23 protein-coding genes, 1 pseudogene and 2 riboswitches are annotated in these 23059 nt (G+C 43.9%); of the genes and pseudogenes, 9 read left to right on the top strand and 15 right to left on the bottom strand.

What is annotated here, in order from left to right:
- Positions 1-48: 48 nt before the first annotated feature.
- A riboswitch (cobalamin riboswitch) is annotated at positions 49-189 on the bottom strand.
- A 153-nt stretch (positions 190-342) separates the two neighbouring features.
- Complete coding sequence (locus BTW01_RS13825; RefSeq protein ID WP_162103529.1) at positions 343-1134, top strand: SDR family NAD(P)-dependent oxidoreductase; 792 nt, start codon at positions 343-345, stop codon at positions 1132-1134.
- Between the two features lie 37 nt (positions 1135-1171).
- Here BTW01_RS13825 and BTW01_RS13830 read toward each other — a convergent pair whose 3' ends face one another.
- The 5 genes from BTW01_RS13830 to BTW01_RS13850 form a co-directional block, all read right to left on the bottom strand.
- The gene (locus BTW01_RS13830; RefSeq protein WP_162103530.1) at positions 1172-2050 is read right to left on the bottom strand and encodes an SMP-30/gluconolactonase/LRE family protein; all 879 of its coding nucleotides are present in this window, start codon (positions 2048-2050) and stop codon (positions 1172-1174) included.
- A 67-nt stretch (positions 2051-2117) separates the two neighbouring features.
- Positions 2118-3860: an ATP-binding protein gene (locus tag BTW01_RS13835; protein WP_162103531.1), complete on the bottom strand. Its 1743-nt coding sequence runs from the start codon at positions 3858-3860 to the stop codon at positions 2118-2120.
- Positions 3857-4570 carry a two-component system response regulator YvrH gene (gene yvrH, locus BTW01_RS13840; RefSeq protein WP_162103532.1) on the bottom strand — a complete coding sequence of 238 codons (714 nt, stop codon included), beginning with the start codon at positions 4568-4570 and terminating at the stop codon, positions 3857-3859. Before yvrH ends, BTW01_RS13835 begins: the two co-directional genes overlap by 4 nt.
- Before the next feature lie 153 nt (positions 4571-4723).
- Positions 4724-4960, bottom strand: coding sequence for a sigma-O factor regulator RsoA (rsoA, locus tag BTW01_RS13845; protein WP_162103533.1), 237 nt, complete (start codon positions 4958-4960; stop codon positions 4724-4726).
- Positions 4944-5492, bottom strand: coding sequence for a sigma-70 family RNA polymerase sigma factor (locus BTW01_RS13850; RefSeq protein WP_162103534.1), 549 nt, complete (start codon positions 5490-5492; stop codon positions 4944-4946). Before BTW01_RS13850 ends, rsoA begins: the two co-directional genes overlap by 17 nt.
- Before the next feature lie 203 nt (positions 5493-5695).
- On the opposite strand from BTW01_RS13850, the gene BTW01_RS18305 reads away from it, so the two are divergent.
- From BTW01_RS18305 to BTW01_RS13865, 3 genes are all read left to right on the top strand, one after another.
- Positions 5696-5851 carry a YvrJ family protein gene (locus BTW01_RS18305; RefSeq protein WP_010330059.1) on the top strand — a complete coding sequence of 52 codons (156 nt, stop codon included), beginning with the start codon at positions 5696-5698 and terminating at the stop codon, positions 5849-5851.
- A gap of 120 nt (positions 5852-5971) precedes the next feature.
- Entirely contained in the window at positions 5972-7129 is a 1158-nt protein-coding gene (gene oxdC, locus BTW01_RS13860) for an oxalate decarboxylase (protein WP_162103536.1), read from the top strand.
- A 71-nt stretch (positions 7130-7200) separates the two neighbouring features.
- The gene (locus tag BTW01_RS13865; protein ID WP_276019976.1) at positions 7201-7599 is read left to right on the top strand and encodes a YrvL family regulatory protein; all 399 of its coding nucleotides are present in this window, start codon (positions 7201-7203) and stop codon (positions 7597-7599) included.
- Positions 7600-7632: 33 nt separating this feature from the next.
- Here the strand turns inward: BTW01_RS13865 and BTW01_RS13870 are convergent, their stop codons facing one another.
- From BTW01_RS13870 to BTW01_RS13895, 6 genes and pseudogenes are all read right to left on the bottom strand, one after another.
- Positions 7633-8862 carry an ABC transporter permease gene (locus tag BTW01_RS13870; RefSeq protein WP_162103538.1) on the bottom strand — a complete coding sequence of 410 codons (1230 nt, stop codon included), beginning with the start codon at positions 8860-8862 and terminating at the stop codon, positions 7633-7635.
- Positions 8855-9544, bottom strand: a complete 690-nt coding sequence (locus tag BTW01_RS13875; RefSeq protein WP_162103539.1) for an ABC transporter ATP-binding protein — start codon at positions 9542-9544, stop codon at positions 8855-8857. The genes BTW01_RS13870 and BTW01_RS13875 overlap by 8 nt, the downstream gene beginning before the upstream one ends.
- Complete coding sequence (locus BTW01_RS13880) at positions 9528-10727, bottom strand: efflux RND transporter periplasmic adaptor subunit (protein WP_162103540.1); 1200 nt, start codon at positions 10725-10727, stop codon at positions 9528-9530. Before BTW01_RS13880 ends, BTW01_RS13875 begins: the two co-directional genes overlap by 17 nt.
- Before the next feature lie 170 nt (positions 10728-10897).
- Positions 10898-11708, bottom strand: a pseudogene (locus BTW01_RS13885) (ABC transporter ATP-binding protein).
- Positions 11709-11723: 15 nt separating this feature from the next.
- A complete protein-coding gene (locus tag BTW01_RS13890) occupies positions 11724-12734 on the bottom strand; it encodes a FecCD family ABC transporter permease (protein ID WP_162103542.1) in 1011 nt (336 codons plus the stop codon).
- The gene (locus BTW01_RS13895) at positions 12734-13780 is read right to left on the bottom strand and encodes a FecCD family ABC transporter permease (RefSeq protein ID WP_162103543.1); all 1047 of its coding nucleotides are present in this window, start codon (positions 13778-13780) and stop codon (positions 12734-12736) included. Before BTW01_RS13895 ends, BTW01_RS13890 begins: the two co-directional genes overlap by 1 nt.
- A gap of 206 nt (positions 13781-13986) precedes the next feature.
- Between BTW01_RS13895 and BTW01_RS13900 the strand changes: the two genes are divergently transcribed.
- Positions 13987-14931 (top strand): iron-hydroxamate ABC transporter substrate-binding protein, encoded by a 945-nt coding sequence (locus tag BTW01_RS13900; protein WP_162103544.1) that lies wholly within the window; start codon positions 13987-13989, stop codon positions 14929-14931.
- Between the two features lie 124 nt (positions 14932-15055).
- Here BTW01_RS13900 and BTW01_RS13905 read toward each other — a convergent pair whose 3' ends face one another.
- Positions 15056-16459, bottom strand: a complete 1404-nt coding sequence (locus tag BTW01_RS13905; protein ID WP_162103545.1) for an amino acid permease — start codon at positions 16457-16459, stop codon at positions 15056-15058.
- 103 nt (positions 16460-16562) lie between these two features.
- Positions 16563-16742: riboswitch (Lysine riboswitch) on the bottom strand.
- A 118-nt stretch (positions 16743-16860) separates the two neighbouring features.
- Positions 16861-17001, bottom strand: a complete 141-nt coding sequence (gene sspJ / locus BTW01_RS13910) for a small acid-soluble spore protein SspJ (protein ID WP_162103546.1) — start codon at positions 16999-17001, stop codon at positions 16861-16863.
- 161 nt (positions 17002-17162) lie between these two features.
- Between sspJ and BTW01_RS13915 the strand changes: the two genes are divergently transcribed.
- Complete coding sequence (locus BTW01_RS13915) at positions 17163-17645, top strand: metal-dependent hydrolase (protein ID WP_162103547.1); 483 nt, start codon at positions 17163-17165, stop codon at positions 17643-17645.
- Between the two features lie 99 nt (positions 17646-17744).
- Positions 17745-19598 carry an LTA synthase family protein gene (locus BTW01_RS13920; protein WP_162103548.1) on the top strand — a complete coding sequence of 618 codons (1854 nt, stop codon included), beginning with the start codon at positions 17745-17747 and terminating at the stop codon, positions 19596-19598.
- A gap of 26 nt (positions 19599-19624) precedes the next feature.
- Here BTW01_RS13920 and BTW01_RS13925 read toward each other — a convergent pair whose 3' ends face one another.
- Positions 19625-20551 carry a substrate-binding domain-containing protein gene (locus BTW01_RS13925; protein WP_162103549.1) on the bottom strand — a complete coding sequence of 309 codons (927 nt, stop codon included), beginning with the start codon at positions 20549-20551 and terminating at the stop codon, positions 19625-19627.
- A gap of 109 nt (positions 20552-20660) precedes the next feature.
- Here BTW01_RS13925 and modA point away from each other — a divergent pair, with 109 nt between their 5' ends.
- Positions 20661-21443: a molybdate ABC transporter substrate-binding protein gene (gene modA, locus BTW01_RS13930; protein WP_162103550.1), complete on the top strand. Its 783-nt coding sequence runs from the start codon at positions 20661-20663 to the stop codon at positions 21441-21443.
- Entirely contained in the window at positions 21415-22107 is a 693-nt protein-coding gene (modB, locus tag BTW01_RS13935) for a molybdate ABC transporter permease subunit (RefSeq protein ID WP_162103551.1), read from the top strand. Before modA ends, modB begins: the two co-directional genes overlap by 29 nt.
- A 29-nt stretch (positions 22108-22136) precedes the next feature.
- On the opposite strand, the gene pgoN is transcribed toward modB, so the two are convergent.
- Positions 22137-22967 carry a glyoxal/methylglyoxal reductase gene (gene pgoN / locus BTW01_RS13940; protein WP_162103552.1) on the bottom strand — a complete coding sequence of 277 codons (831 nt, stop codon included), beginning with the start codon at positions 22965-22967 and terminating at the stop codon, positions 22137-22139.
- Positions 22968-23059 lie beyond the last annotated feature (92 nt).

The following is a 23059-nucleotide window of genomic DNA, read 5'->3' on the forward strand; positions in this document are numbered from 1 at the left end:
AACAACACAAAAAAAGCCTATTGTTTACACATCATCTGTCCTCGCAGACTTCGTGCTGGTCAAACAGGCAGGTATCCTGGCTCTTGGCATTTTGTCCAATTACAGTGGCGGGACCGCACCGGCTTTTACCGGTTTCCCTATTAAGCCGGCTGTTGTTCACGGACCGGCACCTATTTGACATTCGTATCCTTTTTTCGGAGTAATTATACTATAGGACTGACAAGCTTGTATACGAGTCCTGAATGACTTTCTCCCGTTAAATGTATGCGAGCAAAATCCTCGTAAACACTAAATTTGATCTAGTATACTTAATAACATCATCATGAAAAAGGAATGATTCTTATGGATTTACAGCTAAGAGACAAACTCGTTTTAATCACCGGCTCAACTTCCGGCATCGGGAAAGCTGCGGCAAAAAGCTTTCTGCAAGAGGGAGCGGCAGTCATTGTTAACGGACGCAAACAAGAGACTGTCGACCGCACGATTGAAGAGCTATCTGCATATGGAACTGTTCACGGTGCGGCTGCCGATTTGTCAAAAACAGATGAAGCTGCGGCTTTTATTACAAAAGTAAATGAAATCGGTGATATCGATATCCTTGTGAACAACCTTGGTTTCTTCGAGGTAAAAAACTTTGCCGATGTGACAGATGAAGAGTGGAATCAATATTTTGAAGTGAACGTGATGAGCGCAGTTCGGACAAGCCGTCACTTTCTTCCAAAAATGCTTGCTAAAAACAGCGGACGCATTTTAAATATCGCAAGTGAAGCAGGCATCAAACCGATTCCGACGATGATTCCATACTCAATGACAAAAACGGCGCTGATCAGCCTTTCAAGAGGAATGGCAGAAATGACGAAAGGCACAAATGTAACAGTAAACTCAGTCCTTCCGGGACCCACTTGGACAGAAGGCGTGGCCTCTTACATGGAAGGCGCCGCACAAGCTGCCGGACAGGATACAGATACATTTATCAACGACTATTTCAAAGTTAATGAGCCGACTTCGCTGATACAGCGATACGCGACAGCAGAGGAGGTCGCCAACACAATCACATTCCTCGCGTCTGATGCCGCATCAGCTATTAACGGCACGGCACAGCGCGTCGAAGGCGGCATCATCCGTTCACTTTAATACGCAAAAAACGCATCCGTATCTCGGATGCGTTTTTTTATACCTCACCAGCGAATGGAACCGGCTGATAGCCGCCTGTTTCCAAGGTTGCTGAAAACAATCCTCCCGCATGGGGCTGCTCGTGTCTTTCTTTTTCTGTCATTTGTTCTGTTGCCGTTGTGATATAAAGGGTTTTTAAGTCTTTGCCGCCGAATGCGCAGCACGTGACATATTTAGCCGGGACGCTGATTGAATCGATTTCTTTTTTCTGAAATGGGTCAATATGAGCAACGCGGCCGCCCCCAAACAGCGCCACCCACAGCATACCATTTTGGTCGATGGTCATGCCGTCCGGCAATCCGTCTGTTTGATCAAAACGATAGACGGGCTTTGGATTTGAGACATTTCCGCTTTTAGGATCATAGCTGTAACACATAATTTCCTGAGTAGGTGTATCTATGTAATACATCAAATTCCGCTCGCGATCCCAATCCAAACCGTTCGAGGTGGAAACTTGATCCTTCATTTTGATAAGTCTGCCGTCTGGGTCCAAACGGTATAGCGAGGCTTGTTTTTGCTCGCCTTCCATACTTGTCGTCCCCGCCCACAGCCGTCCGTACGGATCACACTTTGCGTCATTAAAACGCAGGCTCTCATGCATATCTTTCGGCTGTTTGATTTTTTCTAAGCTGTCTTCTTGAAGATGATAAAGGTAAAACCCATCCTTCATTGTCATCACCAGCTCATCCTTTGAATATTTCGCAAGCGCCGTCACAAAAGATGTAAACTTGATCGACCGGTTGATTTTTTCTAGAGGGTCGAAGATATGGAGCTCACTCCCTAAAATATCAACCCAATATAAGCGCCCGTTTTCTTCATCCCATAACGGGCCTTCACCAATTACCGCCCGAGTATCTGCTTCCAATACAGCATCCATGAATGTTACACCTCTTTAGCTTCAGTCTATACCTTGTTATTCCCTGTAAAGAGATGTCCAAACCTATTTATTGTTTTTGGAATAGGATGGTAATGACCGAACCAATGTTTATTCTGCTGTTCACATGAATCGTTCCATTATGCAGATGGACAAGCTCCTTGGCAATCGCAAGCCCGAGACCAGTTCCGGCAGCAGAGTCTTTCGTGTTCGTTCCTCTATAGTATCGGTTAAATAAATTGGTGATCGTTTCTTCATCCATTCCCTTCCCGTTGTCCTTCACCTTCAAAGAAATGTGATTTTTTGTTTGTTCCAGAATGACCTGAATCTCTGTTCCTTTGTCATTGTGCTTCACGGCATTTCCAAGGAGATTTTCTAATATGCGCCTGAACCATGCTTCATCAAGCGCAAATTCGATGTGCTCTTCTTTGGAGACAAAAAAGACATCATACCCTTCGGAAAACGGATTTTTCTTAAAATCTTCAATGACATTTTTAAAAAACGGGATCAGGTTTGTAAGCTTTCTTTCAATTGGAAGGGCATCATTTTTCAGCCGATAGGTTAAATTTAAATCTTCTATCAGCTTGGACATGTATTCGGATTTTTCTCTGACAACCTGCCCCATTTCTTTCACTTCATCCGGCGACCAGTCATACTGCTTCGACTCGAGCATCATGCTGTAGCCGTAAATGCTGCTTAGCGGTGTTTTTAAGTCATGCGACAACCCGGCAATCCATTCTTCCCTTGTCGCCTGGATTTTTTCTCTGTTCCTTTTATCACGACTCAGCGTTTCAGTCAGCTGATCCATTGATTCAAAAATCTCACCGAAGAAACGGTACGGATGTTTGATTTTCCCCTTTTTGTTTTTGCTGACAGGGCGGCCTTTTCGATTTTTCGGTTCTTCAAGTTTTCCTTTTGATAGATTGACCAGCCATTTAATCGTGTGAAAAATCGGCAGCCCAAATCGGAACATATACCAAACGGTCATCCAAATAATATATAAGAACAAAACGGCCAGAACGAGGAACATCGCCTTTAGCACAACCTTCAGAAACGAATCGTTAAATTCCTGATCAGTGACATACACAGGGTTTGGCACTGTAGCGACCAGCCATCTGTCTTGATTGAGGATGTTAACGGACATTTCCCGCTTATAGTTCCAAGGTTTAGAGCTGTATTTGAGCAGCTCCAGCTGGTTTATCGTTTCTCTTTCACTTTTTGTGCTGTTCATGCTGTCGAGAATCTTTCCATTGCTGTCTAACAGGTAAATGGCGCCTTTTTGCCGCTTAATATACTCAATGGTACTGGACTTATAATGCGATAGAGAGTCTATCTTTTGTTCGCGTTTTCTAACGGAAGTCAGCAGCTGTTCGCTCTTTGACTTCCAGCCGGACAACAGAAGATACGATTTATCTTCAATATTGATGGCCCAATAATTCACCCTATAATGATTAAATTTTTTGGTTTTATAAATAGATAAAAGCTCTTTTTTCGTAAAGTCGCTGGGCACGTCTTTCGGCACGCTGTAGGAATAAGCGTTTTTCCCCTTCGAATCAATGATTTGCATCCAGCCGTCCTGTTTATCGACAGATTTCTTCAGGAAATTATCCACTTCCCATGTCCCGTCTTCATTTACATCGAGGTATGCCTCAAGTGTATCGGTCGTTGCCTTCGTCAGCCCTGAATTGGATTCCGCATCGCTAAATCGCGAGTCTAAATAGAAAAACGAAGCAACAAGCATAACCGTGAGCAACAGAATGACAATCAGCATCTGCCCGAAGAAGTGAAACAGAAACTTCCATCTTAATCTCATGACCGCTTGCCTTCAGGATTCGGGATAAAACGATAACCGAGACCGCGAACAGTTACAATATACTCCGGATTGCTCGGATCGCGTTCTATCTTCTCTCTAAGCTTGCGAATATGAACCATGACGGTATTATTATCACCGTAGGAAGGATACCCCCACACTTTTTCATAAATTTGATCTTTGGAGAGCACAACGTTAGGGTGTTCGCAAAAATACTGTAAAAGCTGCAAAAGCTGAGCTGAACAAGCGACGGCTTCCCCGCCTGCAATCAGTTCGGCATTTTGCGGAGAGAATGTAAAATAATCATATGTATAGGTTTGAGCTGCATTCGTTTCTTTCGATTGGTATGTGCGCTTAAGATGCGCTCTGATCCGCGCCGCTAATTCAAGCGGATTAAACGGTTTTGTGATATAGTCATCAGCCCCCACCGCAAAGCCAGACAATTTGTCGGCATCGGATGATCTTGCCGTCAGGAAAAAAATCGGAGCCTCAGAGTACTCTCTGATCATCGTGCAGGCTTCAAAACCTGACATTCCGCCCATCATGACATCAAGCACAATCAAATCAACCTTATTGGCCTTCACAACCGGGATCGCTTCCTCTGCGCTTGCCGCATCAAGTAAATTTCGATATCCTTCTTTTTTGAGAACGCGTTTGATCATATCCACAATCGCTTTCTCATCGTCCACAATTAAAATTGACGCATTTTCCACTTTTATGTTCCTTTCTGTCTCTTTTTTTTTCATCTTATCATTATATCGTTTATTTTTGGTACATTTTTGAATGGGTTCGCCTTATCTAGGCAGGGCAAACAAAAAACGGGAACACGTCAGTTCCCGTCTTTCATATTTTCAGATAATAAATAATTATGAGTTCTCGTCTGCCATATACAAAATAAACTCCCAAAACCCTGGAACGTCCTGGCATAAAAGCATATCAGCCTTTTCAAACATTTTGATCTTCAGCTCTTGCTCTAAATCTTCTCTTTCTTGGTAGGATGTATTGCTGAGTTTTTTTCTGATCATCGGTGAAAAGCATTCGATCAGATGTTCAATGTCAAATGTATCGTCTTCTTGGTTCTTGTATTCAAAATAACCGTTCACGCTTACGTTTCCCCCTTTTTTGCTCCGCTAGCTGTTTTCTGATATTCTCAAGCCCTTTTTTATGAATGTTAGAGATGTTTTGCCTGGACTCCCCTAATGAATCGGCAATTTCTTGCATCGTGGCACCGTGAAGATAGACTTTTGTCAGTACGCTTTTTTGTTTGTCAGTCAGCATTTGGATCGCTTGATAGAGCTGATAATCCTGGACATGCTGGCTCAAATCATCCTGCATATCTAAAAATGCTTCAAACGTATCGCTTCCTGTTTCAGAAGGAAGCCGTTCTCCTGCTTCCGGATGATCAACCGTCAGCGGATACCGTTTTTGGTTTTTGCGAACCCGCTTATCAAAATCAATAGAAAAGATACGGATCATTGAATTCATATACTTGACGATGCGGATTTCTTTATAAAATTGCTTAAATTGCTCGTCCAATGATTGTGCATCTTTTTCATTCGGGCTTTCCATTACGCTTTTGAATAAACGATAATGCTGAGGATTGCTCAAAAAATGCTTCACGATGGGATGCTTCATTATCTCCTTACATTTTGACCGTAAAAGTTCTTGATAGTCCATCAAACCGCCTCCCTACTAAATTAAATGAAGGAAAGCAAAAAAAAGTAAACTACTACTTTCTAACTAGCGATTGTCTTACATACTTCAGCCGCAGTTTACGTTTTCTTAGATTTCCTTCACTTACATACATGACTGTAAAAAAAGAAGGGAGGTATTTTCCTATGGATCAGGTGTTTATAGAGGAGGTCGTGAAACAAATCGGAAATCTGGGGTTTCCTGCGCTGATTGCGATGTACCTGCTGACCCGATTTGAGAAAAAGTTTGATCAGCTTATCGAACTGATGACAGAGCTGAAAGATCAAAAAGCAAAAAAATAATTTTCAATCGAAGTTGACTTTTCACTGTATTTTTTCACTTAACAAGGCAGAAGGGAAAACGAAAGGCCTTTCACCTTCTCTTTCTGTTATTACATTTCCATTCTAAGGAGGAAACATTTTATGAAAAAACAAAATGACATTCCACAGCCAATTAGAGGAGACGAAGGAGCAACAGTAAAAATCCCGCGAAATATTGAAAGAGACCGCCAAAATCCAGATATGCTCGTTCCGCCGGAGACTGATAATGGCACAGTAAGCAATATGAAATTTTCATTCTCTGATACTCATAACCGCTTAGAAAAAGGCGGATATGCCCGTGAAGTAACAGTACGGGAGCTGCCGATTTCCGAAAACCTCGCATCTGTCAATATGCGCTTGAAGCCTGGCGCCATTCGCGAGCTGCATTGGCACAAAGAAGCAGAATGGGCTTATATGATTTATGGAAGTGCAAGAGTTACCATTGTGGATGAAAAGGGGCGCAGCTTTATTGATGATGTAGGCGAAGGAGATCTTTGGTATTTCCCATCGGGCCTGCCGCACTCCATTCAAGCATTGGATGAGGGAGCCGAGTTCCTGCTCGTATTTGACGATGGTTCATTCTCTGAAAACAGTACGTTCCAGCTGACAGACTGGCTTGCCCACACGCCTAAAGACGTCATCGCTGCAAACTTTGGCGTAACACAAGAAGATATTTCTCATTTACCAGAAAAAGAGAAATATATTTTTGAAGAACCAGTCCCAGGATGCTTGAAAGATGACATTGTAGAAGGACCGAATGGCGAAGCGCCTTATCCGTTTACTTACCGCCTTCTTGAACAGGAGCCAATTAAATCAGAAGGCGGAAAAGTCTATATTGCAGATTCTACAAACTTCAAAGTGTCTAAAACGATTGCATCTGCGCTCGTAACAGTGAAACCCGGCGCCATGAGAGAACTGCATTGGCACCCGAATACTCACGAATGGCAATACTACATCTCCGGAAAAGCAAAAATGACCGTTTTTGCTTCTGACGGTCATGCCAGAACATTTAACTACCAAGCCGGTGATGTCGGATATGTTCCCTTTGCAATGGGCCATTACGTTGAAAACGTTGGGGACGAACCGCTTGTCTTTTTAGAAATCTTTAAAGACGATCATTATGCCGATGTCTCTTTAAACCAATGGCTTGCCATGCTTCCTGAAACATTAGTTCAACAGCATCTTGATTTAGGAAAAGACTTTACTGATTTTCTTTCAAAAGAAAAACATCCGGTAGTGAAAAAGAAAAACAGTAAATAAAAAAAGCCAGCTTGCAGAGAGCAATCGTTCTCTGCGAGTCTTTATAAGGAGATGTACCAGTGAAATATCAAATGTCTTTCAAATGTTTTTTGCGGCTCTTTATAACGTATTTACTGGCCGCTTCGGCAGTGGTGTTGACCTATTTTGCCGTCATGTTTATATTGTTTTCTATAGCAGGGACGAGCTACCGTTCAGTAGCTCATATCCTGCTTTTTTCCGTGTTATTTTTAGTCCTTGGGCTATGCTTTGAACCATTTGAACGGCTCATGGTACATAGTTTTACTTTTTTCAAGACAGATAAACGCTTAGTCATTCTCCTCGCTGGCATTGTCCAGCTGCTTTTTTTGTGGATGACTGCATATACAACTGACGAAATAATGAGCGACATCTGGCTGTCCACCACAGAAGAAATGATCATCGCAGCCGTTTTTTTGCTTTTAGACAAATGCAATTCAGCCCTTCCCAGCTAAAAAAAGAACGCATCCTTTTGGAATGCGTTCTTTTTATTCATAGCGAAGCGCGTCTACAGGCTGAAGCTTGGATGCCTTGATGGACGGGAGCAAGCCGAAAACAATTCCGACCGCCATAGAAAAGATGAGTGATCCGATAACAGCCGGAACGGAGACGATAAAAGGCATCGGAAGAACGACCGTCAGCAGCTTCGCAATGCCAAATCCTGCTAGAACACCGAGTATACCGCCAATGCTTGTCAGCACGACAGCTTCGGTTAGAAATTGAAATAAAATCACACGCCTCTTAGCACCAAGTGCTTTCTTAATCCCGATTTCCCGCGTGCGCTCCGTGACGGAAACGAGCATAATATTCATGACGCCAATGCCGCCTACCAAAAGTGAAATACTCGCGATTCCGCCAAGCAGCAATGCAAATGACTGATTAAAAGACTCCACTTCCTGTGCGATCTCCTGAAGATCCATCACACTGTACTCTGCTTTTTCCAATTCAGCTTCGGACAGTCCCTGATTCAAAAGGTCCGCCGCCATTACACCGGCTTCCTGGATACGATCAGATGAACCAGCCTGCACGGCAATCTGCGTTGGCGCGTCAAAGCCTTCAATAAGCGGCCACACTTTTTTCGGCACATACAAAACCGGGTTCGCATAATCGCCTTCAAACATGCTTTCCTGCAGATCGTTTTCTTTAAAAACACCGGCCACTTTAAACGGCACACCGTTCATCTCAATGTTTTTATGTAGGGCATCTCCGTCTGGAAACAGTTCATCTCTGACAGCTTCATTGATCATTACCACTTGATGGGTGCTTTTTAAATCCTTTTCTGTCAGTTTTCTCCCTTCGGTTATACGGATTGGGAACATATCGAAGTAATCATCATCAACTCCGTATACTTGAGGATACGAGACATTTGTTAAATGAAAAACACTCGCGCCTTCTGACAAGTAATATAAAGATAATCCTTTGACCATAGGATCAGATTTGATCGTTTTTATTGTTTCCTCGGCCACAGGCGGCGCCGATGTATACGAAACCGGGGAGCCTCCTCCCTCCTCTTTTCCGCTTGATGGCTGGTAGACAACGTTGATCGCATTATTTCCCATACCGATCATGCTCTGCTTTAGCTGTTCGCTTTGGCCTTTTAGCATCGAAACAATTGCAATGATTGCAGCAATGCCGATAATCACACCGAGCATCGTCAGAATCGATCTTAATTTATGAGAGAAAATGGATTGAAAGGAGATGCGAACATGTTCAAGCATGGCTGATATCCCCTCTCTCATCTAATACCAGTTCTCCATCTCTAATAAAAATCGTTTTGTCAGCTTTTCTGGCGACGTCTGGGTCATGAGTAATCATAATAATGGTCTTGCCTTCCTGATGCAGCTCAGAAAACAGCGCCAAAATTTGCTCACTTGATTTCGTATCAAGCGCCCCGGTCGGTTCATCAGCTAAAATAAACTTTGGCTGATTGACAAGGGCCCTTGCTATCGCCACCCGCTGCTTTTGACCGCCGGACAGCTTAGGGGGTTTGTAGGAGACCCTGTCTTTTAAACCGACCTTTTCCAGCGCTTCATAGGCTCTCTGCCTTCTCTCTTTTTTCTTCACTTTATTGTAAATCATCGGAAGCTCGACATTTTGCAGCGCGGTGAGACGCGGCAGCAGATGAAAGGTTTGAAACACAAATCCGATCGATTCGTTGCGGATTTCAGCTAAGGCACCGTCTTTCCCTTTCAATATGTCTATATGATCAAGCGTGTAGGTCCCGGAGGTTGGCCTGTCCAAACAGCCGATGATATTCATTAACGTCGACTTTCCAGAACCAGAAGGCCCCATGATCGCCAGAAACTCACCAGCCTGGACAGTCAGATTGATATGCTTCAAGATTGGAACTCCTTCTTTTCCCAGCTTGTAAGATTTCGAAATATTATTCAGTGTCAGCATTGACTGTAACCTGCTTTCCTTCCTTGACCGCGGAGTCAGGGTAGATCACATAATCTTCCGGCGTCAGGCCGCTCTTGATTTCCACCATATCATTTTCATCAGTTTCCCTGATTTCAACAGGCTGTTTGACCGCTTTCTGATTCTCATCCGCTTTCCACACATACGGTTCGCCGTCATCCTGAATGATCATGCCAGCGGGCAGCTTGATCGTGTCAGCATCAGCCTCATCACTCACCACTTCGATATTGACATGATAGCCGACTTCGAGACCTTTATGACCGTCTAATAAAATGGTAAACGGATAGTTAGAGGACTGGGGATTCATTTCTTCTTCAGCAAAGCTTTCTGATTCCTCACCCTCGCCTGCTCCCGCGGGAAGCTTGCCGATCGAGACGACCTTCCCTTTCCACTCGCCTTCACCGCCTGTTTTCAGCGTGACCTTAACTTTGCTGCCTTTTTTGATTGTGTCCATTAACAGCTCATTGATTTGACTTTTGACTAGATATTTGCCCGTCGAAACGATCTGGATATACGGACCTGTTGCCTGATCGCCAGTTGCTCCGTCTGCGATATCCTGATTGACGCTTTGAACGATTCCGTCATGTTTGCTTGTCACGATATGAGAGCCGGTGTTTTTCGTCAGGGCAGCCAGCTCTTTTTGATGCTGCTTAAGCTCAAGCTGGCTTGTTTTTAAGTCGAAATCGGTCTGGTCCAGTTCATCTTGAAGCTGGGATTTCTCTTCCTTTTCGGCCGATTTCAGCTTCTTTTCCGTTTCCGTTATCGATGTTTGCAAACGGCTGATTTGCAGGTTGGTCATTTCAATTTGCAAATTGGCTTGCTCGACATCCTCGGAATGATCCTCACCCTCATACTCAAAAAGCTTATCACCCTTTTTGACTTGATCGCCTTCTTTGACGTATGTTTTTTTCATGCTGCCTTTTTCTGAATCTATATATACTTTCTGCTGTTTCTCAGGCTCAACCTTTCCGGAAAACGTTTGGCCTGACTCTGATTCTCTCCCCATGTATACCGCTACCGACTCGGCATAGGGCTCCGCTTCCGATGAGACGGCCATTCGATTCATATGAGTAAAAAAGGTAAAACCGCCGGCTCCGATCCCCGCCAATACGAGTACACCGGCACATATCGCACTGCCAATAAACCATTTTTTCTTCTTGGACACTAGGATCTCCTCTTTCTGTCAATTATGTAATTTACAAATCATTATAACCAATATTATCTATTAATCCAAAAAGACTTTCAATCTATTTATTGAAACAAATGTAATAAAATAGAAAAATTATATTTTCGTAGACAAAAATAAAAAATCCCGGCTCTGCACCGGGATTTTTCTTAATGAGAAACAAGCGTTTTTTCATTTTTAAATCAGGTCATAAGTCAAACAGACAGGTTGATTTGTACGGGGATCGGTCACGATTTCGGCATCAATTTGAAATACCTTTTTCAAAATATCAGGCGTCATGACCTCCAGCGCAGTGCCTTCTTTAATGACCTGGCCTTTTTTAAGCGCGATCATATAATGAGAAAAACGGGCTGCATGATTAAGATCATGAATGACCATTAAAATCGTCCGCCCCTGCTCCTTGTTAAGTCTGTCAAGCAGCTGCAAAATTTCAAGCTGGTGGGCGAGATCTAGATACGTTGTAGGTTCGTCCAGCAGCAGGAGCTCCGTCCCTTGCGCAAGCGCCATGGCAATCCACACGCGCTGACGCTGTCCGCCTGACAGTGCCTCAATCGGCCGATCAGCGAATTCAGCCATGCCTGTTTCTTTAAGCGCCCATTTAATAATCCGGCGGTCTTCCTCATGTAATCTGCCGAATCCTGATTGATGCGGAAACCTGCCGTACGATACCAATTCATATACCGTTAAACCGCTTGGCGCTTCAGGTGTCTGCGGTAAAATTGCCATATCCTTCGCAATGACCTTTGTAGACATTTTATGAATCGCTTTACCGTTTAAATAGACGGAACCTGCATGCGAACGCATCATTCTGGACATTGTCTTTAATATCGTTGATTTTCCGCAGCCGTTCGGACCAATTAAGGTGGTAATTTTCCCTTTAGGGATCGAGATATTTAAATCTTCTACGATCACCCTGTCTCCATAACCGATTCTAAGTTGTTCTGTTGATAATGAATTCATATTCGGCCCTCTCCTCTAATTCGCTTTCATCAATAAATAAATAAAGTAAGGCGCACCTAACACGGAAATGACAAGCCCAACCGGAATCTCTGACGGCGCCAATACATTTCTCGCCAGCGTATCAGCGAGCAAAAACAGAAATGCGCCAATGAAGGCAGAGACCGGGATCAGTGTTTGGTGCCGAGGACCGGTAAGCCTTCTTGCCACGTGAGGCGCAATCAATCCGAGAAACGCGATGCCCCCTGCAGCTGCCACACATGAAGCGGCGAGAGTGACCGCTGCCAGCAGAAGAATCCGTCTTTCCCTTTCAACAGCACTGCCCAGCCCAGTCGCTAATTGGTCTCCAAGCTGTAAAATATTCAAATAACGCGCTTTATATAAAGTAAACGGAAGCAAGATCACAATCCAAGGGAGTATCGCCCAAATCATATTCCAGTTCGCTCCCCATATGGAGCCGGATATCCAAACCGCGGCTTGCATAAAATCATGGGGATCCATCTTGAGCTGAAAAATCAGCAGCAGAGCATTAAACCCTGCATTCACGCCAATACCGACTAAAATCAGCCGAATTGGGGTCACACCTTTCTTCCAAGCCAGAAGATAAATGAGAAATGCAGCGAGAATTGCTCCCGCCAAAGCACTGAACGGCAGCATAAATGTACCGAAAAAGCTGAGGTCTGAAGCTGACCCTTGAACAAAGTAAATAAAAAGCACAACAGCGAGTGAGCCGCCGGCATTAATACCAAGAATACCGGGCTCAGCCAGATCATTTTGAGATACGCTTTGCAAAATGGCGCCGGCAACTGCGATTCCTGCCCCAACGAGCAAGGAAAGGATAATCCTAGGAATCCTGAATTCAAATAAAACAAGCTCGTCACGAGCCGTTCCTTGGCCCAAAAAGACCTGAAGCGTTTTAAGCGGCGCCATCTTGATGACACCCAAATTCAGACTGATAAAAAAGACCATCACGATAAGCAGAAAGGTCACAGCCATTACTGCAAGCGGTGTTTTTGCTTTTGTTTTCATTACAGCCCTCTCCTTTCACGACGTGCCAAATAAAAGAAAAAGGGAACGCCGATAAGAGAAGTCAGCGCGCCGACAGGTGTTTCAAAGGGCGCGTTTACGAGCCTTGCCGCAATGTCAGCAAACACAAGCAAAACAGCACCGAGAACCGCCGAGCAGGGTATGATCCACCGATAATCCACACCGACTAAAAACCGGGTAATATGCGGAATGATCAGCCCGATAAATGCGATGGTGCCGGCGACAGAAACCGCAGCTCCCGTCAAGATTACAACGACAAGCATGCCGGCCGCTTTCACCGCTGATGTATATTGACCAAGCCCTTTTGCCAGCTCGTCACCAAGACTTAACACTGTCACCGACCGGGCGATGATGAATGCCAGTGCTAAGCCGACAGCCCCTGCGATCAGTAAAAGCTGGACACCTGACCATTTCACACCCGCTACTCCGCCTGCATACCAAAAACTGATATCCTGTGCGACATCAAAGCGGATTGCAATGGCGGTTGAAATGCCCGTAAAGAAATAAGTAACAGCCGTTCCCGCGAGAGCAAGCTTTACAGGCGAAAGTCCGCCTCTGGAAAACATGCCGATGCCCATTACCGTCGATGCCCCCAGCCCCGCTCCCGCAAAGGACCATAAAACAAGCCCCATTGCAGAAAGTCCGGGAAAAAAGGCAAATGCTATCGAAACGGCAAATGCCGATCCCGAAGTAACCCCCATAATCGAAGGCTCTGCCAAAGGATTTCTTGTCATCCCCTGCATAATGGCACCGGACACTGCTAACAATGCGCCGACAAGCGCGGCTGTAGCCGTTCTCGGCAGCCGAAGATCGTGTATAATTTGATGAGACGTCTCTGCCGGCTGAAAATGAAAGATGGCGTCCCACACAGTGCGTAAATGGATATCTGCTGCACCGAGTGATATGGATAGAAACACGCCAAGACAAAGTAAGCAGATCCCCGCCATAAGAACGATAACCGCACTATATGACCTTGACGTCCATTGGATTTTTTCTGATGTGGTCTGTCTATTTTTATGTTGACTCAACAGTCGTACTTCCTTTCTACTACTGATAATGATTATCAATTATAATTCCAGTATATCACCTTTTTCCACAGATGTAATAGAGCGTTTTATAGAAAAAATGAGAATATAATTGTTAAAAAAATCGTGTCAGCAGACATTTGTAATGGTATAATCTCATTGATAATGATTCTCTTTTTCACCCATTTTTCTGAAAGAAGGTATGAGATATGCCCCGTATATATAAGAAATTCGTAACCGCATTTATTACAATGCTATTGATCACCGTGCTGGCCGCCTGCGGCAACTCAGAAAACAAGGGTTCCTCTTCTGATTCAAAAAGCGAAGAAACCTTTACATACAAGGCTGAAAACGGAAAGATAGACATCCCTAAACATCCTCAACGAGTGGTTGTCATGGCTGACGGCTACTACGGCTACTTCAAAACACTGGGCGTCAACATTGTCGGGGCGCCTGAAAACGTCTTTAAAAACCCTTACTATAAAGGAAAAACCGATGGTGTCACAAACATCGGGGACGGCACATCTGTTGAAAAAGTGATTGATTTGAATCCTGACCTGATTATCGTCTGGACAACACAAGGCGCTGATATTAAAAAGCTTGAAAAAATCGCGCCAACTGTTGCGGTAACATACGATAAGCTCGACAACATTGAACAGTTAAAAGAATTCGCAAAAATGACTGGGACTGAAGATAAAGCGGAAAAGTGGCTGACTGAGTGGGATAAAAAAGTTACGGCGGCTAAAGCAAACATCAAAAAAGCTATCGGTAACAAAACCATTTCCATTATGCAATCCAATGGAAAAGACATTTACGTATTCGGCAAAGATTTCGGACGAGGCGGAAGCATCATTTACAAAGATCTCGACCTGCAAGCCACAAAGCTGACAAAAGAAAAAGCCATTGATCAGGGTCCCGGCTATACGAGTATTTCATTAGAGAAGCTCCCTGACTTCGCCGGGGATTATATTTTCGCGGGGCCATGGCAATCAGGCGGTGACGATGGCGGCGTATTTGATAGTTCCATTTGGAAGAACCTAAGCGCTGTTAAAAATGACCATGTCTTTCAGATCGATCCGATTGGCTTCTATTTCACAGACCCGATTTCGCTAGAGGGCCAGCTGGAGTTTATAACGGAAAGCTTAACAAAATAATAAAAGATAATATTCATAATGAGCTGTACCATCAGCGGATTATTATGCGTTTTCGATATTCTGTTCGGGAAATTGCATTTCATAAAAAAGACACCTGAAAAATCAGGTGTCTTTTGTTTTATGCTTATTTTTCTTTCTGAAACTTTTTGGCCATAAATGGATAAACGATCAAGCCGACAAAGAATAAACCGATACCGAGAATGAATGTCGTTAAATCGGCTGTGCCTGTTATGATGACAAACACCGAGTATACGCACGCTAATATCGCAATCACTCCGTCTTTTACACGGGAGCCTTTTAGCTGGTCATATGTTTCACCTTTGATGACAATCTTCAAGCTGTAAATCGCTGATACCAAATACGGTATTAAATACGCAAGCGTTGCTGCTGTCGTTAAAAATGTAAATGCGTCACTTATTGTCCGGGAAATAACCGAGAAAATGAAGACTTGTGACATCACATTTGTGATAATAAGTGCGATAACCGGGCTTCCTTTTTTATTCGTTTTCGCAAATATTGCCGGAAAATCGCCTGCTTTCGCGGCTTGATATGGTACCTCAGAGCCAAGCAAAATCCAGCCGAGCATCGTTCCGAATAAGCAAAGGATAGCCAAAAGTGCCATAATGACGCTTCCCGCGTTACCAACAATCGTATACAGGACATCGACGAACGGTTTTTCAGAGCCGACAAGTTTATCGTGCGGCAGCACACCCATCGTAATGAAAGTCACAATAATATAAATGCTCAAAGCAATCAGCAAACCGGTGATTGTGGCACGTTTCACATCACGCTGAGAACGCGCACGGCCGGACAGGATGACCGCTGATTCAATTCCGACAAACGCCCACAATGTAGAAATCGCGGCGTTATGCACCTGGCCGCCAATTCCAATGCTTGTGCCGTTTTCTCCTTGAATCGGAAAATAAAAATGATCGAATAATGCCGTTTGAAACACAAACAATCCGGCAACGATAAAGAAAACAAAGCCTAATACTTTTGAAAGTGTTGTGACAAAGTTCAATTTACTTGCACCGTTAATGCTTGTAACAAGAATCGTGTGCGTTCCCCATAACAAGATCGTACAGACAGCAAATGTCAGCAATTGGCCGAGTGTCACCTCTTGCCCGCCGATCGTAAACATTTCACGTTTATCAACCAAGATCGGAAAGAACGAAGTCAAGTAACCAGCGAGACTTGTAATGATCGCCACGTTACTGATCCAGCTCGCCACCCAGTAGCCCCACACCATTGTGAAACCAGCAGCGTTCCCTTTTTTCTTATCAGAGAACAGCGCCCTCGCATAACTTTGCGGTCCCGCTGTCAGCTCAGGCTTGCGAATGGACAAGTGCCCGAAAACAAGCGCGATCATCAGCACACCGGCCCCTGTCAAAAGCCAGGCAGACGTAGCGCCAAACGGACTCGCGATTGAAGCAAGCGAGCTCGGCAAGGAGAAAATTCCTGATCCAACCATATTTCCAACGACAAACGCCGTTAATAACCAAAAACCCCATTTTTTTGTCTGTTCCATTCCAGTACCTCCATGATTCTTTGTACGGACCAGACCCCGAGATCATGTAAACGCAAAAAAAGCCTGAACAAAAGTCCATGCTTAAAGAAACACACACCCTTGATCTCCGGATAGCCCTCCGCGAAAAAGCACGCGGCAGTCCTGCACTTATTCAGATACAGTCCCAGCATAGAGAAGGATCGGCTTTCTCCACACTTCGGCGCTGATGCCTTTTACACATGGTTAACAGCTCCTGTCAGCCTGGCATGTGTGACTTATCATCCGCGCAACCTCTACCTCACTGAGAAAGAGTGAGGATTTGAAAATATTCAGTTACTCCCAGAAGGTTATCAAAGAAAGGATGATCTGTCAAAGGGAACAGATGGAAAATACGGATAGGGCCAAACCCTATCCGCATGTAACTAGCGATTATTTTTCTTTTTTTGCACAGCTTCTTGAAGCGGATCGTCTTTGAGAGCTGAACCGGCATCTTCAAGAGCTCCCTGGATGACGTTTTTTTCTTTTCCAGAGCGTTTTTCTTTATCTTTATTAAAGAAACCCATTCGTATCACCTCTTTATAGAAAATAGGTACATGTTTAAGATGCCTTTTTCTTTGAGAAATTATACATTTTTTTCACTCAAAGTCCTGTTGATCAAACATACATTCTCTTGATATATTTGTAATTCAGAGATTTTTTGCAAAAGATAAAGGAGAAGCGACAAATGACAGGAAAAACACACATCATGGGAGGCATCGCTTCTTGTACAGCAGCGGCTTATTATTATGGTTTTGATCCAGTGCTTATGGCAGCGTCAGGCGCAATTGGGGCATTAATACCCGATATCTGCCACACGCAAAGCAAAATCGGGAGAAGGTTTCCTTTTATATCGAAAGTGGTCAGTTCCGTTTTTGGCCATCGAACCTTTACGCACAGCCTGCTGTTTCTGCTCATTATGTTTTTTATCACATCCACTTATATTCCAGATATAAACATATCGACCGGGCTGATGATCGGAATGGCAAGCCACTTGGTTCTTGACGCTTGGACGGTGAACGGGATCAAATTATTATTCCCTTCAACGATCCGCGTGCGGCTCCCATTATATATGAAGACAGGCAGTTTTTCTGAGCAGCTCGTGTTAGCCGGCCTGACCATTGCTTCATGTTACTACTTTTATATGCTGTTTCATGGCCAAACGATTTAAACGTGAGTGCGGGCACTTGTCTGAACAGGCTGTTTTTAGTAGGTTTTACATAAGAAGGATGTCATGAAAATGATCAAGTAAACGTGAGGGGTCATATTAATGAAAGGAACCTTTTTTCACAATCAGCGGTTTTTATGGATTTCGATCGTATTTATGTGGATCAAAACATATGCGATCTATAAACTCGGCTTTGACTTACCGATTGATTCACTGTTGGAAGAGCTCATATTGCTAATCAATCCGCTCAGTTTTATTCTTCCTGTATTCGGAATCAGCCTGTTTCTGAAACGAAACAAGCAGCGGGCCTTTTTGCTGATTGCTAATTTGGTTCTGACTGTCATTTTGATATCCAACACGATTTTTTATGGTTTTTATATTGATTTTATTACCATCCCGGTTTTATTTCAGGCCAGTAACATGAGCGATATGGGCAGCAGTATTAAAGAGCTGTTCAATCCTCTGTTTATCGCCTTGTTTGCGGATTTCGTTTTTCTTTTGCTGCTTTCCAGAAAAGAAAAGCCCCCGCAGACAAAAGCCTCATCCCGTACGATCAAACGGTACTATGCAGCTTCCTTAGGAATGATCTTATGCACGCTGGCACTTGCAGAAATACAGCAGCCAAAGCTTTTGGCGCATTCCTTTGACCGGGAAATGCTCGTCAAAAATATCGGACTGTTTCAGTTCCATATCTATGATACGATTTCTCAGACGGTTCATATAAGCGCAAAAGCGTTTGCAGATGAAGACAGCATGACTGTCATTAAAAATTATACAGAAGCTGATTACAGCAAGCCTGACCAAAGCAAATTCGGTCTGGCAAAAGGGCGCAATGTCATCTTTGTAACGCTTGAATCAACCCAAAGCTTTGTTTTGAATGAAAAGGTAAATGGAAAAGAAATAACCCCGTTTATGAATGACTTCATCAAAAAAAGCTATTTCTTTGATCATTTCTACCAGCAAACCGAACAAGGCAAAACGTCTGATTCAGAATTCATTGTCGCAAACTCGCTGTATCCTTCCCTTAGCGGAGCTGTCTTTTTCACAAAAAGCGACCATCAATTTCATACAATGTACAAATCGCTGAAAAAACATGAATATTATTCAGCCGTCTTTCACGCCAACCATAAAACATTTTGGAACAGAGATGTGATGTACGATACATTTGGGATTGACCGCTTTTTTGATGTTGATGATTTTCATGTAACGCCCAGAACATCGACAAGCTGGGGTTTAAAGGACAAAGAGTTTTTAGAGCAGTCCGCAGGCAAACTGAAAAGCCTGCCGCAGCCGTTTTACAGCAGTCTCATCACGTTAACGAATCATTTTCCGTTTGAAATTGAGGAAAAAGATCAGCTAATCGATGAGTTCGATTCAAGCAGTGACCTGTTAAACCGCTATGTGACGACAGTGCGATATGAAGATGAGGCATTGAAGCATTTTATCAAAAAGCTGAAAATAGAAGGCTTATACGACAACTCGATGATCGTCTTTATGGGGGATCATTACGGGATTTCAGAAGCTCATAACGAGGCAATGGCTGAGTTTTTAGGGAAAGATGAAATCACACCTTATGACAATGTTCAGCTCCAGAGGGTGCCGTTTCTTATACATATCCCGGGAATCACTGATCAAAAGCCGGAAACCATCTCTGATGCCGGAGGGCAGGTCGACGTCAGGCCGACACTGATGCACCTTCTTGGCATTGAGACAAAAGGCGAAATTCAATTCGGCAATGATTTGCTGTCAGATGACCGTACTCCATTTGCCGTGCTGAGAAACGGCAGCTTTATTACGAATAACTATGTATACACGAAAAACACGTGCTACAGCCAAAAAACAGGTGAAGTGCTGGAAGACCAGGACGCATGTCTCCCTTATAAAGAGAAAGCAAATGAAGAACTGTCTTTCTCTGATAAAATCTTAAACGGTGACCTGCTCCGTTTTTACGAATAAAAAATCCCTCCTTTCCAGAGGGATTTTTATGTTTCCAACATCACTTTGCCGGTCAGCTTCGTCTCATAGCCGTTTAATTGAGCCAGATTTGCTTTGTATTCCTCAGATTGTAAGATCTCCTTCACAGCTTTCAGCAGCTGCTCATGTTTTTTCAAAACGATGATGTCATATTGCTCGTCGATGAGCGGAATAAAATCCACACTGCCCATGTGCGCCGCGTGCTGCGCTCCGATTCCCGCGTCTGCCTGTCCGCTTGAGACTTGGGAAGCGACAGCATAATGATCGGTCACGATCTCCTCGTATCCCTTTACATCAGCCGGATTCACATGAAGCAAGCCAAGCTGTTCATCAAGGAGCACCCTTGCGCCAGAACCCTTTTCCCTGTTGATGATCCGGATATCGGCTCTTTTCAAGTCTTCCCAGCCTTGAATGTTTTTCGGATTCCCTTTTTGAACATACAGTCCGGCTTTGCGGAGAACAACATTGATCAAACAAAACGGCTCGCCTGACAAAATCCGTTTTGCATAAGGTGTGTTATATTGGCCTGTTTCTGCATCGTACAAATGCAGGCTGACAATATCACATTTACCTTGATACATATCAATCAGGCTGTTCAAACTACCTTTGTATTTGCGGAGCGGCGTCTCCTGAATAGCATTTTCCAATTGCTTGCTAAGGAGATCCATCGAAATATCCTGGCCGCTGATCATAACATTCGATCTGCCCTCCACCTCCGTCTCGTGCATCTTTTTCGGCTCTTCGACAGCAGCCAGAGGCTGAGACATTCTCATATTTGACTTATATTGCTTCAAATCTTCTTCGTCTACACGCATCTGCCTGCCGACACGGTAAGCAGAGATCATGCCTTTTTTGATCAAATCATAAACGGTCAGCTTCGATACCTTCAGCAGGCCTGCCACTTCTTCTATCGTATAGGAAGAGGTTTCATTCATTATCATCACTCTCCTATTTTATTATACCTTTTCATCAAATTTAAAAATACCACACAAATGAAACATAATTAGTTATAATTAGATATATCTAATTATAAGGGGTGCGATCATGCTTAAAAAGTATTCCATTCTAACAGCAGCCTTAGCCGTTTTTCTGCTTGCAGCAGGCTGCTCTTCAAACCAGTCTTCAGCAGACAGCGAGAAAAAGGTGACGCTAACCATCTCAGCTGCCGCCAGCACAAAGGATGCACTTGAAGAAATCCAAAAAAATTACGAAAAAAAACATCAACCTATTACCATCCAAGATAACTATGGCTCATCCGGCGCCTTGCAAAAACAGATTTCTCAAGGAGCAGGAGCAGATCTGTTTTTCTCAGCTGCCGAGGATAAATTTCAAAAGCTGGTGGATGATGGCGATATTGCAAAAAAAGACAGCACTGACTTAGTTGGTAATGAAATTGTGCTGATCGTGCCGAAAAACGGGGATTCGCCTGTGACAAGCTTCAGCAATTTGGCTGATTCAGAAAAAATCGCCCTCGGCACGCCGGAATCGGTTCCCGCAGGCGCTTACGCGAAAGAAGCCCTGACAAAGTTGTCTTTATGGAACAAACTAAAGGGTAAGATCGTTTACGGAAAAGACGTTCGCCAAGTTCTTTCTTATGTAGAAACCGGCAATGTGGACGCCGGCATTGTTTATAAAACAGACGCTCTGATCTCTAAAAAGGTCAGCATCATTGACGGGGCAAAAGCAGATACACACAGCCCAATTGTCTATCCATTAGGGATTGTAAAAGATACAAAACACCGGAAAGAAGCAAAGGCATTTTACGATTACCTGCAATCTGAAGCAGCAATGAAAGTATTTGAGAAATATGGCTTTACTGCCAAATAGCATAAGTGCTTCAGAATTTTTCACACCTGTTTTGCTTTCCTTTCAGGTGGCAGCAATTGCCGGAATCGTTGTGATCATTCTTGGAACACTGGCTGGCGCATGGATGTCACAGGCATCCTTTTTCGGAAAAACGGCGCTCGAAACCTTTTTTCTGCTTCCGCTCGTTCTTCCGCCTACCGTTGTCGGTTTTATCTTGATTGTTATATTCGGAAAGCACAGTTTCATTGGACAAGCGATTGAGTGGGTTTTTCAGCAGCCTGTCATTTTCACTTGGTGGGCCGCTGTGATCGCTTCAGCTGTTGTGGCCTTTCCGCTTATGTATCAATCCGCCAAAACCGGGTTTTCTGACATTGATCCCGATATACAGGGTGCGGCAATGGTAGACGGCGCAAGCAGGTGGCAGGTATTTATCTATATTTCCGTCCCGCTTGCCTATCCTTCATTGCTGACCGGAAGCATCCTCAGCCTCGCGCGGGCGCTCGGAGAATTCGGGGCCACACTGATGTTTGCTGGGAATATCCCCGGTGTTACGCAAACACTGCCGACAGCGATATATGTCGCATTGGATTCCGGCAACAACACCCTTGCTTGGGCGTGGGTCGTCTGTATCGTTGTCATATCCTTTTTGATGCTGTTTTTTATTCAACAAAAAAAGACACACTAAAAAACTCCCCGTCACAGGGGAGTTTTTGATTAAAACAAAAGTTCGTCCGGATCCGGACCGACACGCTCATCTTTGTTTAATGCGTCAATTTTGTCCATGTCTTCTTGAGACAATTCGAAATCAAAAATATCAGCGTTTTCGATAATGCGGTGTTCTTTAATGGATTTTGGAATTGTGATCACTTCGTGCTGAAGATCCCAACGCAAGATGACTTGAGCCACAGATTTATTGTGTTTTTCTGCAATCTGTGCAATCACTTCGTTATCCAAAAGCTGTCCCTGCATAAGGGGAGACCATGCTTCCATCTGGATGCCGTTCGCTTTGCAGTAATCTCTTACTTCTTTTTGCGTGAGACGAGGGTGAAATTCCACTTGGTTCACCATCGGTTTGATCTCAGCCGCTTTCAGCAGTTCGTCTAAATGATGAACCTGGAAGTTGCTGACGCCGATTGCGCGGATTTTGCCGTCTTTGTACAGCTTTTCAAGCGCGCGCCACGTATCTTTATATTTATCCTTGCCAGGCCAGTGGATTAAGTACAAGTCTAAGTAATCAAGCTGAAGTCGTTCAAGGCTTTTTTCAAAGGCAGCAAGCGTTTTTTCGTAGCCTTGATCTTCATTCCATACTTTTGATGTAATGAACAGCTCTTCTCTTGCCACACCGGATTCTTTAATCCCGATGCCCACGCCTTCTTCATTTTGGTAGACAGCCGCTGTATCAATACTGCGGTAACCGTTTTTAATCGCCGCTTTCACAGATTCAGTCGCTTCACTTCCGTTTTCTACTTTAAAAACACCAAGACCGAACCAAGGCATTTCCACTCCATTATGTAGCTTTACAGTATCTTTTAAACTTTTTGGCACTTGAACATCCACCCTTTCAAAGAAATAGAAGTGATTATATTATCTCACATTCCTCTCGGCAGATACCAACAATAAGCTTAAGAGCCTATTTC

This window comes from Bacillus sp. SKDU12 (assembly GCF_010093085.1).
Lineage (GTDB): Bacteria > Bacillota > Bacilli > Bacillales > Bacillaceae > Bacillus > Bacillus mexicanus.